The organism is uncultured Sulfitobacter sp. (genome assembly GCF_947500075.1).
GTDB lineage: Bacteria > Pseudomonadota > Alphaproteobacteria > Rhodobacterales > Rhodobacteraceae > Sulfitobacter.
Map to the genome: position 1 here is coordinate 237091 of NZ_CANMQS010000006.1, position 15259 is coordinate 252349.

General features: G+C 60.2%; 17 protein-coding genes and 1 riboswitch. Of the genes, 10 read left to right on the top strand and 7 right to left on the bottom strand.

Features of this window, described 5'->3' with window-relative positions; translation table 11 throughout:
- Positions 1 to 48: 48 nt before the first annotated feature.
- From Q1A91_RS18810 to Q1A91_RS23720, 4 genes are all read right to left on the bottom strand, one after another.
- Complete coding sequence (locus Q1A91_RS18810; RefSeq protein WP_299881242.1) at positions 49 to 741, bottom strand: ATP-binding cassette domain-containing protein; 693 nt, start codon at positions 739 to 741, stop codon at positions 49 to 51.
- Complete coding sequence (locus tag Q1A91_RS18815) at positions 728 to 2284, bottom strand: thiamine/thiamine pyrophosphate ABC transporter permease ThiP (protein WP_299881244.1); 1557 nt, start codon at positions 2282 to 2284, stop codon at positions 728 to 730. The genes Q1A91_RS18810 and Q1A91_RS18815 overlap by 14 nt, the downstream gene beginning before the upstream one ends.
- On the bottom strand, positions 2260 to 3246 hold the full coding sequence (locus Q1A91_RS18820; RefSeq protein ID WP_299881247.1) for a thiamine ABC transporter substrate binding subunit: 987 nt from the start codon (positions 3244 to 3246) through the stop codon (positions 2260 to 2262). Before Q1A91_RS18820 ends, Q1A91_RS18815 begins: the two co-directional genes overlap by 25 nt.
- Positions 3247 to 3280: 34 nt before the next feature.
- Positions 3281 to 3381, bottom strand: a riboswitch (TPP riboswitch).
- Positions 3382 to 3440: 59 nt separating this feature from the next.
- Entirely contained in the window at positions 3441 to 3554 is a 114-nt protein-coding gene (locus Q1A91_RS23720) for an SEC-C metal-binding domain-containing protein (RefSeq protein WP_367278698.1), read from the bottom strand.
- Between the two features lie 261 nt (positions 3555 to 3815).
- On the opposite strand from Q1A91_RS23720, the gene aroC reads away from it, so the two are divergent.
- Complete coding sequence (gene aroC, locus Q1A91_RS18825; RefSeq protein ID WP_299881250.1) at positions 3816 to 4919, top strand: chorismate synthase; 1104 nt, start codon at positions 3816 to 3818, stop codon at positions 4917 to 4919.
- Between the two features lie 16 nt (positions 4920 to 4935).
- Here aroC and Q1A91_RS18830 read toward each other — a convergent pair whose 3' ends face one another.
- Positions 4936 to 5529 (bottom strand): TetR/AcrR family transcriptional regulator, encoded by a 594-nt coding sequence (locus Q1A91_RS18830; RefSeq protein ID WP_299881253.1) that lies wholly within the window; start codon positions 5527 to 5529, stop codon positions 4936 to 4938.
- 146 nt (positions 5530 to 5675) lie between these two features.
- On the opposite strand from Q1A91_RS18830, the gene Q1A91_RS18835 reads away from it, so the two are divergent.
- The 4 genes from Q1A91_RS18835 to Q1A91_RS18850 are packed head-to-tail and all read left to right on the top strand — an operon-like array spanning position 5676 to position 8440.
- Positions 5676 to 6056 carry a DM13 domain-containing protein gene (locus Q1A91_RS18835; RefSeq protein ID WP_299881256.1) on the top strand — a complete coding sequence of 127 codons (381 nt, stop codon included), beginning with the start codon at positions 5676 to 5678 and terminating at the stop codon, positions 6054 to 6056.
- Between the two features lie 40 nt (positions 6057 to 6096).
- Complete coding sequence (locus Q1A91_RS18840) at positions 6097 to 7074, top strand: DMT family transporter (protein WP_299881259.1); 978 nt, start codon at positions 6097 to 6099, stop codon at positions 7072 to 7074.
- Positions 7075 to 7085: 11 nt separating this feature from the next.
- Positions 7086 to 7685, top strand: coding sequence for a cob(I)yrinic acid a,c-diamide adenosyltransferase (gene cobO, locus Q1A91_RS18845; protein ID WP_299881262.1), 600 nt, complete (start codon positions 7086 to 7088; stop codon positions 7683 to 7685).
- The gene (locus Q1A91_RS18850; protein ID WP_299881265.1) at positions 7685 to 8440 is read left to right on the top strand and encodes an SDR family NAD(P)-dependent oxidoreductase; all 756 of its coding nucleotides are present in this window, start codon (positions 7685 to 7687) and stop codon (positions 8438 to 8440) included. Before cobO ends, Q1A91_RS18850 begins: the two co-directional genes overlap by 1 nt.
- A gap of 573 nt (positions 8441 to 9013) precedes the next feature.
- Here the strand turns inward: Q1A91_RS18850 and Q1A91_RS18855 are convergent.
- Positions 9014 to 9883 carry a branched-chain amino acid aminotransferase gene (locus Q1A91_RS18855; RefSeq protein ID WP_299881268.1) on the bottom strand — a complete coding sequence of 290 codons (870 nt, stop codon included), beginning with the start codon at positions 9881 to 9883 and terminating at the stop codon, positions 9014 to 9016.
- 163 nt (positions 9884 to 10046) lie between these two features.
- Here Q1A91_RS18855 and Q1A91_RS18860 point away from each other — a divergent pair, with 163 nt between their 5' ends.
- The 5 genes from Q1A91_RS18860 to dxs all read left to right on the top strand — a co-directional run bounded on the left by Q1A91_RS18860 (position 10047) and on the right by dxs (position 14471).
- A complete protein-coding gene (locus tag Q1A91_RS18860) occupies positions 10047 to 10559 on the top strand; it encodes a MarR family transcriptional regulator (protein ID WP_299881271.1) in 513 nt (170 codons plus the stop codon).
- The gene (locus Q1A91_RS18865) at positions 10556 to 11257 is read left to right on the top strand and encodes a response regulator (protein WP_299881274.1); all 702 of its coding nucleotides are present in this window, start codon (positions 10556 to 10558) and stop codon (positions 11255 to 11257) included. Before Q1A91_RS18860 ends, Q1A91_RS18865 begins: the two co-directional genes overlap by 4 nt.
- Positions 11258 to 11366: 109 nt before the next feature.
- Positions 11367 to 11609, top strand: coding sequence for an exodeoxyribonuclease VII small subunit (locus tag Q1A91_RS18870; protein ID WP_299881277.1), 243 nt, complete (start codon positions 11367 to 11369; stop codon positions 11607 to 11609).
- A gap of 1 nt (position 11610) precedes the next feature.
- Positions 11611 to 12510 (top strand): polyprenyl synthetase family protein, encoded by a 900-nt coding sequence (locus tag Q1A91_RS18875; protein WP_299881280.1) that lies wholly within the window; start codon positions 11611 to 11613, stop codon positions 12508 to 12510.
- A gap of 32 nt (positions 12511 to 12542) precedes the next feature.
- The gene (gene dxs, locus Q1A91_RS18880) at positions 12543 to 14471 is read left to right on the top strand and encodes a 1-deoxy-D-xylulose-5-phosphate synthase (RefSeq protein ID WP_299881283.1); all 1929 of its coding nucleotides are present in this window, start codon (positions 12543 to 12545) and stop codon (positions 14469 to 14471) included.
- Here the strand turns inward: dxs and Q1A91_RS18885 are convergent, their stop codons facing one another.
- Positions 14472 to 15257, bottom strand: a complete 786-nt coding sequence (locus Q1A91_RS18885) for an ion transporter (protein WP_299881286.1) — start codon at positions 15255 to 15257, stop codon at positions 14472 to 14474.
- Between the last annotated feature and the right edge of the window lie 2 nt (positions 15258 to 15259).

Below are 15259 nucleotides of genomic sequence, written 5' to 3' on the forward strand. Positions count from 1 at the left end.
TTTTCTTTGAAAGAAAACGGTCGGAAATATTCAAAATTTCCGATTTTTCTAACCGAGGTATGCTCTCAATTCCGGCGGCGGGTTGTCCATCAACGCGGCCGCCGGTTGCGGTGCCTCCGCGCGCCCCTTTCCCACAAAAATCACCTGATCCGCGATTCGCCGCACATCTTCCGGCGCGTGAGTCACCATGATCAACCCCGCGCCCGTTTCTGCCACCAGATCCTGCACCAAATCCAGCATTTCATTCCTGAGCGCGGGCCCCAAAGCCGCAAAAGGCTCATCCAGCAACAACCAGGGCCGCGCCTGCACCAGCACCCGCGCCAGCGCCACGCGACTTTGTTGGCCGCCCGACAATCCCGCGGGCCGCTTGTCTGCATGATCCGCCAGCCCGACACGCCCCAGCGCATCCCGCACCCGGTCCAGATCTACTGCGGACAGCTTCATATCCGGACGCAGTCCAAGGCCCACATTCTGGGTCACGGTCAAATGCGGAAACAGGTTGTTGTCCTGAAACAACATCGTCATCGGCCGCGCGCCGGGCGGGGTATCAGTCATCTCGACCCCATCGGACAACAAACGCCCGGACACAAGCGGCAGAAACCCACATAATGCCGCCAGCAGGGTCGATTTGCCTGCCCCGGACGGACCAATAACCGCGTATTTCTGACCAATCTCCAGCGTCATCTCCGCACGCATTTCAAACCCGCCCTGCGCGATTCGCGCGTCCTCAAGCTTCAGCACCCCAACGCCCTCCCTTGTCGCAGATCCAAAACACCGCCAGCGCCAACGTGAGCAACAACAACGCCGCGCCCGCCGCCGCTTCCATCCGGTAGGCCCCCATCAGTCGGTACATCTGCAAAGGCAACGTCGCGCGATCCGGGTCTGCAAACAACGCGATCACCCCCAGATCGCCAATCGACAAGGCCCCCGTCAACCCGGCTGCAAACCCGATCTGAGGCCGCAGCCGTGGCAGGATCACCCAACGCCAGAGCGGCCAGCCGCGCATCGACAGGCTTTCGCTCAACCGTCCGAACTGTTGCAGCGTGTCACGCAAGCGTGGCACCATGATCCGCAACGCAAAGGGCAGCGCCATCAAGGCGTTGACCAAAGCCGTCACGGGCAGTGCGAGCGAAATTGGATCCACCACCGGGTTAAGCAGGATAAACCACCCCGTCCCGATCATCAGCGGAGAGAAGGACAGGCCAATCAACCCAATCGCCTCCACCCCGCCCGACCGCCGTTGTGCAATCCAGCCCGCCATCGGCAGCGCAATCAACAGCAGTACCACCACGCTCACCACAGCCACCTGCAAGGATATTCCCGCCGCTTGCCAGACCGTGCCCGGCATCTGCCCCAGACCCAACAATCCGCGCCCCACAACAGCGCCCAGCGGCAGCAGCAAGAACCCGGCTCCCAAGACAATCACCGCCATGTCACCCAGCCGTTGCAGCCCGCCGCGTGCATCCCACCTCTGGGCCACCCGGTCCAACCCGCCGCCCAGCACCACCTGCGGCATGATCGACAGCGCCAACACCGCCGCGCCGCCTGCCAGCACCAGCTGCACGCCCGACAGCATTGCCGCCCGCGCCAGATCAAAATCATACCGAAACGTCTGGTAGATCGCCAATTCGATGGTCGTCGACTTCGGCCCGCCGCCCAGCGTCAAAGCCACGGCAAAAGACGTCAGGCAAATCACAAAGATCAGCGCAAAAGCCCCCGGCACAATCTGTCGCAGGATCGGCCATTCAATTGTCCTTGCCACCGCGCGCGGCGTCAGTCCCAATTGCGCGGCCAATCGAAACCTCTCCGCAGGAACCGCTTGCCAGCCTTGCAGGATCAACCGTGTCGCCAGCGGCAGGTTAAAAAACACATGGGCCAGCACAACACCATGCAGCCCGTAAATCGACACCTCCGGCAGCCCCACTGCGCCCAGCGCCGCGTTCAGCCAGCCATTGCGTCCGAAGACAGCGAGCAACCCGATCACCGCCACAATCACCGGCAGGATGAACGGCACACCAAGGAACATGACCAGCAACCCATGCCCAAAGAACTGCCGACGCGCCAATGCGCGCGCCAATGGCACCCCCAGCAAGACAGAAACAAACGCAGACAACACCGCCTGCACCACGGTAAAGCGGATCGCACTCCAGTCGCCCGGACCAAACCCTGCCGTTACCTCCGCCCGCGTGGCGATCCCCACACAAGCGGCAAGAACCACCGCCACCGTCAATCCGGCAGCGGTGATTCCAATTTTGCGCGTTACTGCGTCAGGGCGGAGCGCCATGCCTCGATCGCTTTCTCCTGCACTGCGGCGGCTTCCGCCTCATCGTAGAACAGAACGGTTTCAGGCAGCGGCAGCTGATCCCAGCCTTCGGGCCACTGATCCTGCGGCAAAGCGGAGGGCAGCGACCAGTTCGCCGTCGGGATCTGGCTCTGGAAGGTCTCCGACATCACAAATGCCATGAAGGTGTCGGCAAGCTCTGACTGATCCGTGCCCGCAATCTTCGCCACGGTTTCCACCATGAAATAATGCCCCTCCGGGAAGATCGCCGCTTTCTTGGTGAAATCTTCCTCGGCAAACATGTGATAGGCAGGTGACGTGGTATAGCTCAGCACCATATCAGCCTCGCCATCGGTGAACATGCCGTAGGAGGAGGACCAATCCTTCGTCACCGTCAGGATCTTCGGCGCCAGTTTGCCCCAGGCCTCAGCCGCTTTGTCGCCATAGACTGCATCAACCCACAACACCAACGCCAATCCGGAAAGCGACGTGCGCGGGTCCTGAATGACGATCTTCACGTCATCGGGCATCTCCAGCAGTGCTTCAAAGCTGCTGGGCGGATTCTCCATCAGCGTCTCGTTGTAGATGAAGGCGGTATGGCCGTAATTGAAAGGCAGGAAGGTATCATCGCTCCATTCAATCGGCAGGGTCAAAGCGGCGTTATCCTGACCATGCGGCGCAAACAGATCCGTTGCGCGGGCTTTGGCGGTCAGGTCAGAGGTCAGCCCAAGCACCACATCCGCCTTGGTCCGTGTGCCTTCCAGCAGCAGACGCGGCAGCAGATCACCCGTGGACCATTGCAGATCACAATCGCAGACCTTCTCAAATTCGGTCTCAATGACGGGACCAGGTCCCCATTCAGATGTAAAATAATCCCCCGCATAGACGGTCAGAACGGGTGTATCCGCCCATACGGCCGTGGTTGTCAGGGTCGTTGTCAGTGCAGCAAGTGCAAGATGTCTCATGGCATCCTCCATTATGCGGCGTCAGAAAGTGTTGGATGGATGTCCAGACCTTCCCTCCGCCGGTGTTAACCGGTTCAGGTTCGACGGGTCAGCTTTCGCTATCTCAACTCCGATGGAGTCCCCCGAGGTATCGACACGTATAGGAGGGTGCCCACCAAACGGCAAGCACCCCCGGCAGGTGTTACTCGCGATCTCTAAAAGTAGTGATCCCGGCGGCTGCCGTCATATCGGCCACCTTTCAAACAACATTGTTTGAACCTGCGCCCTGAACCACAGGGGCAAGGATCATTCCGACCAAGTCTTTCCATCAGCTCCACATCGCCCGCGCACCATGCGCGGACCGGTCTTGACCCGTGTTTCTGAAGGGAAAGACTTTCTTCGTTTAGATGTGACCTCGAAAGGAGGGATGGTCGTCGGGGTGAACACGCTTTGCCATGTCAGCCTCCATCATTTGGTTGTGGGTATGCGTCTCTAAATAAAGATCATGGTTTCGGCAACGGATTTTCATTTAACTTGGATTCACGTCTGTCCCGGCGTATGTCGCACTGGACTTTTCTGGAGCATCGCACATGTCCATCAACAGCTTCGGCCACCTCTTTCGCGTCACCACCTGGGGCGAAAGCCACGGACCCGCCTTGGGTGCGACAGTTGACGGCTGCCCTCCCGGTGTGCCCATCGACGCAGAGATGATCCAGCACTGGCTCGACAAGCGCAAACCGGGGCAGAACAAATACACCACCCAGCGCCGCGAAGCGGACGCGGTGAAGATCCTCTCCGGCACATTTGAAGGCGTCACCACCGGCACACCGGTCCAGCTGATGATCGAAAACACCGATCAACGCTCCAAGGACTACGGTGACATCAAGGACAAGTTCCGCCCCGGCCATGCGGACATCACCTATTTCCAGAAATACGGCATCCGTGACTATCGCGGCGGCGGGCGGTCCTCCGCCCGCGAAACCGCTGCACGTGTGGCTGCCGGCGGGCTGGCGCGCGAGGCGATCAAGGCGCTGGCACCGGACATGCAGATCACCGGGTACATGGTCCAGATGGGGCCACACCAGATCGACCGTGACTCTTTCGACTGGGACCAGATCGACCAAAACCCCTTCTGGGTACCCGATGCAAAAGCCGCGACTGATTGGGCCACCTACCTCGATGGGCTGCGCAAATCCGGCAGCAGCGTTGGGGCCATCATCGAAGTGACCGCCCGCGGTGTACCCGCAGGCCTTGGCGCGCCGGTCTATGGCAAGCTCGACACCGATCTGGCTGCCGCGATGATGAGCATCAATGCCGTCAAAGGTGTGGAGATCGGCGAAGGCATGTCTGCCGCGATGCTGACCGGAGAGTTGAACGCCGATGAAATCTTCATGGGGAACGATGGGCAACCACGCTACTCCTCCAACCACGCCGGCGGCATCCTCGGCGGGATCAGCACCGGGCAGGACATCGTGGTGCGTTTTGCGGTCAAACCCACCTCCTCCATCCTCACCACACGCAAGACCATCACCAAATCCGGCGAAGAGACGGAGATCGTCACCAAAGGCCGCCATGACCCCTGCGTCGGCATCCGCGCGGTGCCGGTGGGGGAAGCGATGATGGCCTGTGTGTTGCTGGATCACCTGCTGTTGCATCGTGGACAGGTGGGTGGGAACCAGGGCGTGATCGGCTAGACACTCGGAAAATTCGCTAACCAGCCGCGCCGTTCAGAACATCCTCAACCGCTTGTACTGCATGGTCGAGCACACCCAGCGGCAATTGCGACCGCGCGATCATCCGCAAGCCAATATACTGCGTCAACAGCGTATCGGCGAGGCGCAGCCGCCGCGCGTCAGACAACCCCGCAAGGTCCGGCGCATCGGCCAGCGCCTGCGCAAACCCTGCCTGCATCCTGCTCAAACTGCCCTGCACCGCTTGGGCAATATCCGGGTCATTTGCCGCCGAACCCGCCGCCGCAGTGCACAGCAAACATCCACGATGGTCCCCCTCGGCAACCTTGGCGACCAGCCCGCGAAACATTTGCAGGACACGCTCCTTGCCATCAGGAATCTCCCCTCCGGTCAGCAGTGAAACCGCCGCATCGACAGCTTCAAGCTCATAGCGGTTCAGCACCAGCAGAAAGAGGTTCTTCTTGTCCTTGAAAGCCTTGTAAAGACTGCCCCTAGTCAAACCCATCCCCTCCAGCAGATCCGGCAAAGACGCTTCTTCATACCCATGCTGCCAGAAGACCTGCATGGCCTTCTCAATCACGTCATCCGCTTCAAACTCTCTGGGTCGTGCCATCTGTCTGCTCCTGTTTCTGCCGGAGATATAGTATGGAACCAACCGTTACACAACTCACGGACTCGTGTTTTGAACTGATTGGTTCCTAATGCTAACTGTTGCGCATCGAAACGAACAACCCAACACACACATCTCAGGAACACAGCATGAAAAACATCGTCAAAGCCGCTATCACCGCCTTCCTCATTGTCGGTCCCGTCACCGCCGCCTTCGCCGACACAACAGGCACCTTCACAGGTGCCAGCGATCACATCACCACTGGAGGGGTGACCATCACCAAAAACGCCGACGGCACCGCCACCGTGACCTTCGACGCCAGCTTCTCTCTGGATGGGGCGCCAGACCCGCGTGTGGGTTTCGGCAAGGATGGTGAGTTCATCAACGCCAGCGATCTGGGCGTGCTGAAGAACCTCAACGGCGCGCAAAGCTACATCGTGCCGGCATCGCTCAACATCGACGACTATAATGAGCTGTACATCTGGTGTCTGAAGTTCGCCGTGCCTCTCGGTGTCGCACAACTGAACTGACCCCATTGATCTTTGACAGCCACGGGCGCAAAAGGCGCCCATGGCCCCCAACATGACCCAACACCGCCCCGGCACCGCAATTGCGCTCAAGCTGGCGGCGGTGTTTCTGTTCATGGTGATGGCAGCGCTGATCAAAGCAGCCTCTGACGCCGTACCAGCAGGACAGGCAGTCTTCTTCCGGTCCCTGTTCGCGATGCCGATCATCATGCTCTGGCTCTGGCAACAAGGGCATCTGCACGATGGGCTGAAAGTGAACAACCTCTTCGGCCATGTCTGGCGCGGCCTCTTCGGCACGATGGCGATGGGTCTCACCTTCGCAGGCCTCGCCTTGCTGCCCCTGCCGGAAGTCACCGCCATCGGCTACGCCACACCGATGTTCACCGTCCTCTTCGCCGCCCTTTTTCTGGGCGAGCGGGTGCGCCTTTTCCGCCTGTCCGCAGTCGCCCTTGGCCTGATCGGTGTGATGATCGTCGTTGCCCCGCGCCTGTCCGTCGGCGCGGGCGGATACAGTCAGACCGCAACACTTGGCGCGCTTGCGGTCCTCGCTGCGTCGATCCTGCGCGCCATGGTGCAAATCCACGTCCGCCGCCTTGTCCAGACCGACAGCACGTCGGCCATCGTCTTCTACTTCTCTCTCACCGCCGTCTGCCTGTCCCTCCTGACTCTGCCCCTTGGCCTGATCTTCCCGATGAAAGGCCTCAGCTGGACCGCACCCGGCATTGTCCCGCTTGCCCTGATCATCTGCGCGGGCCTCATTGGTGGCGTGGCACAGATCATGGTAACGTCGTCCTACCGCTTCGGCACCGCATCCATGCTGGCGCCCTTCGACTATTCCTCGATGATTTTCGCCAGCGTCATCGGCTGGCTGGTCTTTTCAGAGGTGCCAACACCTGCCATCCTGCTGGGCGCGGCGCTTGTGATTGCGGGCGGCGTGCTGATCATCTGGCGGGAACGGCAGCTTGGCCTCGACCGCACCAAATCCAAGGGCAAAGGCCCGCCCTCCGTCACCCCCGGCTAAAGGACCCCGACATGACCGACGCCATACAACACAAAGAAAAGATGAAAAAACGCCAGTCAGAGCAGCGCGCCAAGGTGTCCGAACTGCGCGATCCCGACAAGGGGCTGGTGCTGATCCACACAGGGGCCGGCAAAGGCAAATCGTCCTCCGCCTTCGGCATGGTCGTGCGCGCCTTGGGGTGGAAACAAAAGGTCGGCGTGGTGCAGTTCATCAAGGGCAAATGGAAAACCGGCGAACGGCTGTTCTTTGACCGTCTGGGCGAAGTCACATGGCACACCATGGGCGAAGGTTTCACCTGGGACACACAAGACAAGGACCGCGACATTGCCGCCGCCCAGGCCGCCTTTGCCAAGGGACGTGAGATGATGGAAAGCGGCGACTATGATCTGATCGTGCTGGATGAGATCAACATCGCGATGCGCTATGATTATCTGTCGGTCGAGGATGTCATCGCGGGTCTGGACGCCCGCGACGCCCGCACGGGCGTGGTGCTGACGGGTCGCGACGCAAAACCGGGCCTGTGCGACTACGCCGATCTGGTCAGCGAAATCGTGGAGGTCAAACATCCCTTCAAGGCAGGCATCAAAGCCCAGCGAGGTGTGGACTACTGATGGCAGAGAAAGTCGCCCTGATCACCGGTGCCGCCCGCGGCATCGGCCTTGCCACCGCCAAGACACTGCTGGCCGAAGGCTGGCTGGTGGCACTGCTGGACCGCGACGGCGATGAATTGACCAAAGCCACGGCGGACCTCGGCCAGGCTGCAAGCGGCTTTGTCTATGACGTGTCAGACCCCGACGCCGTGACCGCAGCCCTCCCCGACATCCTGAACCGCTTCGGCCGCCTCGACGCGCTGATCAACAACGCCGGCGTCGCGGACTTCGGCCCTATTGAGGAAACCGATTTCACCCGCTGGCGCCGCGTGATGGCGACCAACCTTGATGGCGTGTTCCTGATGTCCCAGGCCGCCATTCCCGCGCTGCGCGAAACCAAAGGCGCCCTCGTCAACATCGCCTCCATCTCCGGCCTGCGCGCGTCAACCCTTCGGGTCGCCTACGGCACCTCCAAAGCTGCCGTGATCCAGCTGACGAAACAACAAGCCGCCGAACTGGGGGAGTACGGCATCCGCGCCAATTGCGTCTGTCCCGGCCCCGTGCGCACGAAATTGGCGATGGCCGTGCATACGCAGGACATCATCGACGCCTACCACGACGCGATCCCGCTGAACCGATACGGGTCAGAGCAGGAGATTGCCGAGGTGATCGCGTTCCTGTGCAGTGACAAAGCCAGCTACGTCACCGGGCAGGTGATCGCATCCGATGGTGGGTTTGAGAGTACGGGCGTGGGGCTGCCTGCGTTGCGAAAGTAGCGCAGGAAAGACCAGTGAAACGCAATTTGTTGCGAGGCATTGTTTAGCTGTCCCAACATATCGTTGTGTTACATAGGCTTGGGCTGGACTCGTTTTGTTCTGCTAGGTATAAAAACGGCGTTGGGGATTCACCCCAACGCCTAACCGCCGCATAACGACGATGTGCCTTCCGAGCACGCTCTAGGAATCTCATGATCGTGTAGCATCGTCAAGGTTAGGCTTCTCAAACGGCTAAAGCCGGAAAGACTATCCTATGGCAAATTTCATTGTCACATACGATCTTCACAAATTAGGTCAGAACTATAGCGACCTTATCGCACTCATAAAGAGCTACAGCTCATGGTGCCACCTTCAAGGGTCAGTCTGGATCATCGGGACGACGCAAAGTTCAGCGGAGATCCGAGATTATCTTGCTACTTCCCTAGATAGTAACGATTCCATTTTTGTCGCTGGACTTACTGGTGAAGCAGCGTGGCGTGGGTTGACCGACAGGCAAAGCGCCTGGATTAAGAAAGCTGCATAAAGTCGTGCTGGCCCAGTGCAACCACTGGGCCAGCAAGACATTTTTGAAACCTAGACCCGCACCAACTTCTCATAACTCTCCGACACATCCCGTGTCAGAGCGCCGACCTCGAAGTTGTAGTCCCCGATCTCACCCACCGGCGTGACCTCTGCCGCCGTGCCTGTCAGCCAGCACTGCTCGAACCCTTCCAGCTCTTCCGGCATGATCACCCGCTCATGCACGGTGATGCCCTTGTCCTTGAGCATCCCAATCACCGTCTGCCGGGTGATCCCGTTCAGGAAAGCATCTGCCGCAGGTGTATGCACCTCGCCATCCTTCACGAAGAAGATATTCGCACCCGTCGCCTCCGCCACATAACCGCGATAGTCGAACATCATCGCGTCAGAACAGCCTTTGGCCTCCGCTGCATGCTTTGACATCGTCGCAATCATATACAAACCAGCCGCCTTCGCCTGTGACGGTGCGGTCTCGGGCGAGGGGCGTTTCCACTTCGCGATGTCGAGCTTGGCACCCTTCATCTTGGCATCGCCATAATAATTGCCCCATTCCCACACAGCGACCGCCATATGTACCGGGTTGCGGGCCGATGCCACGCCCATGTCTTCGCCCGCACCACGCCACGCGACGGCACGCACATAAGCATCTGTCAGGCCATTGGCCTTCAACGCAGCCTCTTTCGCCGCTTCGATTTCATCGACGGAATAGGGAATGTCGAAATCAATCAGCTTGCCCGATTGGATCAACCGCTCCGAATGCTCCCGGCTCTTGAAGATCTTGCCGGAGTAACACCGCTCCCCTTCAAACACCGAAGACGCATAATGCATCGCATGGGTCAGGATATGCACATTGGCATCCCGCCAGTCGATCAATTTACCATCCATCCAGATGGAACCGTCCCGATCATGATACCCAGCTGACATCCGTCTCTCCCTCAAATCCAAGGTCATTTTTTCGAAAGTTGCGCAAAATAGGCCCGATACGGACATATCCTGTCGCCAAAGCTGCGATTCACTAGCCTTTCGCTCTTGGAGTGTCAACAAGGCTGACGTATTGTAACCGTCACCAAACACAATGGGGACCACCATGGCAGACGGCCGCAGCACTTCCTCCGTATCAGGCGAGAGCCTGCTGTTTCTGACCGATGAACAGTTGCGGCAGGGGATCGAAGCGATGTTCTTTGCCTATCGCGGGTTCACGGCCGATCCGGACCGCATTCTTGATGACATGGCCTATGGCCGCGCCCACCACCGCGCGATCCATTTCATCAACCGCGCACCCGGCACCACGGTGAACAACCTGCTGGCCATCCTTGGTGTCACCAAACAATCGCTCAACCGCGTTTTGCGCACTTTGATCGCCGATGGGCTGGTCGAAAGCCGCGTGGGCCGAAACGACAAACGCGAGCGCCACCTGCACCTGACCGATGCCGGCAAAGCGCTTGAACAAACCCTGTCAGACGCCCAGCGGACGCGCATGCGCGCGGCCTACCGCACCGCGGGCCCCGAAGCCGTCTCAGGCTTCCGCACGGTCCTCGAAGCGATGATGGACCAGGAGATGCGCACCAGCTACATTCGCCTGAAGGAGACAGGCGCATGAGTGATATGGAAGCCCACCTGCTGATTGTCGATGATGATGAACGTATCCGGACCCTGTTGCAGAAGTTCCTGATGCGCAACGGCTTTCTGGTGACCGCCGCCCGCGATGCAGCCCATGCGCGGCGCATTCTGTCCGGGCTGGATTTCGACCTCATCGTGCTGGACGTGATGATGCCGGGCGAAGATGGCCTCGCCCTGACCCGCGCACTGCGCGAAACCATGCAAACGCCAATCCTGCTGCTGACAGCCAATTCCGAAACCGAAGACCGGATCGAAGGGTTGGAAGCGGGAGCCGATGATTATCTGGCCAAGCCGTTTGAGCCAAAGGAACTGCTGTTGCGCATCAACGCGATCCTGCGGCGGGTGCCCGACACCAGCGCACAGGATGCCGCACCCAAAGTGCTGACACTGGGCACCATCCGCTATGACATGGACCGGGGGGAGATGTGGCAGGAGGACACGCTGGTCCGGCTGACCGCAACCGAAATCCAACTGATGAAAATCTTCTCCGCCCAACCCGGCGAAGCCCTCAGCCGCGCCAAACTGGTCGAAGAACTGGGCCGCGACCGGGGACAGGCGCAGGAACGCGCCGTCGATGTGCAAATCACCCGATTGCGCCGCAAGATCGAGGACAACCCAAAACAACCCCGCTATCTGCAAACGGTACGGGGTGCGGGGTACATGTTGGCCCCGGACTAAGCCGCGCCGTACCTGTCCGACCTATGCCACAAGCGCGCAAAAGCGCCTCTGGTGAAGGCAGCGCTTACCAATTAGTGTGGCGCCGATTGAGAGCGAAAAGGCACCTGAAATGACCGATACATCCGTGGATGAAATGAGCTTTGAAACCGCCATGGCAGAGCTTGAAAAGGTGCTGGGCCAGCTGGAGCGCGGCGACGTTGCGCTGGAAGAGAGCATTGCGCTCTATGAACGCGGTGCTGCCTTGAAGAAGCGCTGCGAAGCGAAGCTGAAAGAAGCCGAAGAAAAGGTCGCGGCCATCACGCTGGATGGCGATGGCAACCCTACGGGCCTCAAACCGGTCGAGGGCGCGTAATATGGACCTGATCCGCCACACGGGCTTGCTGGACCCGTTGCCGCTGGCCGACGCGATGGAGCGTGCTCAGGCAGGTATTACTGCCCGCTTCACCGAAGTCACCCCTGATCCGGACCGGCTGGGCAAGGCCATGGGTCACGCACTGATCGGTGGCAAGATGCTGCGCGGGTTCCTTGTGCTCGAATCCTGCCGCCTGCATGGGATTGATGCCGCATTGTCCGTTGATCCGGCACTCGCCATTGAATGTATGCACGCCTATTCGCTGGTGCATGACGATCTGCCCTGCATGGACGACGACGACATGCGCCGGGGCAGACCCACCGTGCACAAACAATGGGACGAAGCCACCGCCGTGCTGGCCGGCGACGCCCTGCAATCGCTGGCGTTTGAACTGATCTCCCACAGCAAGTTCGGCATGAAAGGCCAGATGCTGGTCAAGATGCTCGCCCGTCTCGGCGGCCGCTACGGCATGGTGCGCGGACAGATGCAGGACATCGCGGCAGAGACGATGACAACCCCGCTGACCCTGGGACAGATTTCAGAACTTCAGCGCAACAAGACCGGCAAGCTGATCCTCTGGGCCTGCACTGCGGGTCCCATGCTTGCAGGTGACAGCCCCAAGGATCACCCGATGCAAACCTACGCGCAGGCCATCGGGCTGGCATTCCAGATCGCCGATGACATCCTTGACGTCGAAGGGGATGCAGCCACCGTGGGCAAAGCGACAGGCAAGGACGCCAATGCCGGCAAAGCCACCTTTGTCTCCCTGATGGGGCTGGATGAGGCCAAACGCCGCGCCGATGAACTGGTGCAATCTGCCTGCGATGCGCTCAGTGTCTACGGAGACGAAGCGGCCACCTTGCAGGAAGCCGCGCGTTTTATCGTGGACCGCAAAAGCTGACCCCCAAAGGCTGACCTCAGACGAGACCTGACATGACCAACCGACCAAACACCCCGTTGCTGGATCAAGTGACGCGCCCTGCCGATATGAAAGGGCTGAGCGACGCCGAACTGACCCAACTCGCCCATGAAGTCCGGGCAGAGACGATTTCTGCCGTCTCTGAGACCGGGGGTCACCTTGGCGCGGGTCTGGGTGTCGTCGAGCTGACCGTTGCCCTGCACGCGGTTTTTGACACCCCGCGTGACAAGCTGATCTGGGACGTGGGCCACCAATGTTACCCGCATAAAATCCTGACCGAACGCCGCGACCGCATCCGGACCCTGCGCCAGAAGGACGGGCTCAGTGGTTTCACCAAGCGCAGCGAATCCCCCTATGATCCTTTCGGCGCGGCGCATAGTTCCACCTCCATCTCTGCCGCCCTTGGCTTTGCCACGGCCCGCGATCTGGGCGGCGTGATCCCCGAAGGATCGGGCGACGCCATTGCTGTGATCGGGGACGGTGCGATGTCTGCCGGCATGGCCTATGAAGCGATGAACAACGCCGGTCACCTGGGCAAACGCCTGATCGTGATCCTGAATGACAACGAGATGTCCATCGCCCCTCCTGTTGGTGCGATGTCCAGCTACCTCAGCCGCCTTTATGCCGAAGAGCCGTTTCAGGAATTCAAAGCCGCCGCGAAAGGGGCAGTCAGCCTGCTGCCCGAACCCTTCCGCGAAGGGGCCAAGCGCGCCAAGGATATGCTCAAAGGCATGGCTGTTGGCGGCACCCTGTTCGAACAACTCGGCTTTTCCTACCTCGGCCCCATCGACGGCCACGACATGGACCAGTTGCTGCCCGTCCTGCGCACGGTCAAGGCCCGCGCCACAGGGCCGATCCTGATCCACGTGCTGACCAAAAAGGGCAAAGGATATGCCCCCGCCGAAGCCGCGCGCGACAAGGGCCATGGCGTATCGAAGTTCAACGTGGTGACAGGGGAGCAATCCAAAGCCCCTTCAAACGCGCCCAGCTACACTTCCGTCTTTGCCGACGCCCTGCTGGATCACGCCGCCAAGGACGACAAGATCTGCGCCATCACCGCCGCCATGCCTGACGGCACCGGGCTCAAGCTCTTTGCGGAACGCTACCCCTCCCGGTGCTTTGACGTCGGTATCGCCGAACAGCATGGCGTCACCTTCAGCGCAGGCCTCGCGGCAGGGGGCATGAAACCCTTCTGCGCCATCTATTCGACCTTCCTGCAACGGGGCTATGATCAGGTCGTGCACGACGTTGCGATCCAGCGCCTGCCCGTGCGTTTTGCCATCGACCGCGCGGGACTGGTGGGCGCGGACGGCGCGACCCACGCCGGTGCCTTTGATACGGCCTTCCTCGCCAACCTGCCGGGATTTGTGGTGATGGCCGCAGCGGATGAAGCCGAACTCAAACACATGGTCGCCACCGCCGTGGCCCATGACGACGGCCCCATAGCCTTCCGTTTCCCGCGTGGTTCCGGCACCGGCGTTGATCTGCCGGAAACCGGCTCACCGCTGGAGATTGGCAGAGGGCGTATCATCTCCAGAGGCAGTCGCGTGGCACTCCTGTCATTCGGCACCCGTCTTGAAGAAGTGGAAAAAGCCGCCGAAGCGCTCACGGCCAAGGGGATCACCCCCACCATCGCGGACGCACGCTTTGCCAAGCCGCTGGACCGTGACCTGATCCTCTCCCTCGCGGCCGATCACGAGGCGCTGATCACCGTTGAGGAAGGCGCCGTCGGCGGTTTTGGCAGCCATGTCGCACAGCTGCTGGCCGAGGAAGGCGTGTTTGACCACGGTCTGAAATTCCGCTCCATGGTGCTGCCGGACATCTTCATTGATCAGGCGTCGCCAGCGGACATGTATGCTGTCGCAGGGATGAACGCAGCACAGATCGAAGCGAAAGTGCTGGGCGTGCTCGGCGTTGCCAGCCTGAACGCGGAACGCGCCTGATCACTTCTTTCCCTGCTGCTCCAGCAACCGGTCCAGACGGTCCTCAATGGATTGAAGCCGCGCGTTCACATTGTCACGGTAGCTGGTCGTCTCCGCATTGCTTTCCTCCGCATGCGCGTCCTGCATGGAGTTCACGATCAGACCCACCAGCAGGTTCACCACCGCAAAGGTCGTTACCATGATGAACGGCACAAAGAACATCCACGCCAGCGGATAAACCTCCATCACCGGCCGCACGATGCCCATCGACCAACTTTCCAGCGTCATGATCTGGAACAGGGAATACGCGCTCTGCCCCAATGTGCCGAACCAATCTGGAAAACTGGCTGCAAACAACTTCGTCGAAATCACCGCCGCGATGTAAAAGATCAGCGCCATCAGCAGGAACACCGACGCCATACCCGGCAGCGCCGTCACAAACCCCTCCACCACGCGCCGCAACCGCGGCGCGGTGGAGATCAGCCGCAGCACCCGCAGGATCCGCAGCGCCCGCAAGGCAGAGAACCCTTCCGCCGCCGGGGCGAGCGAAATGGCGACAATTGCAAAATCAAACAGGTTCCAGCCATCGCGGAAGAACCGGGTGCGGTAGACGATCAGCTTTGCCGCCAGTTCCACCACAAAGATCGCCAGACAAATCCGGTCCAGCGTCAGGATCAAATCTCCGGCAAACGCCATGATCGGCTTTGACGTCTCCATCCCCAGCAGGATCGCATTGAAAATGATCACCCCCATGATGAAATTGCCAAACCGTGGCGTTTCCAAAAGGGATTGAATGCGTGCTGTCATGG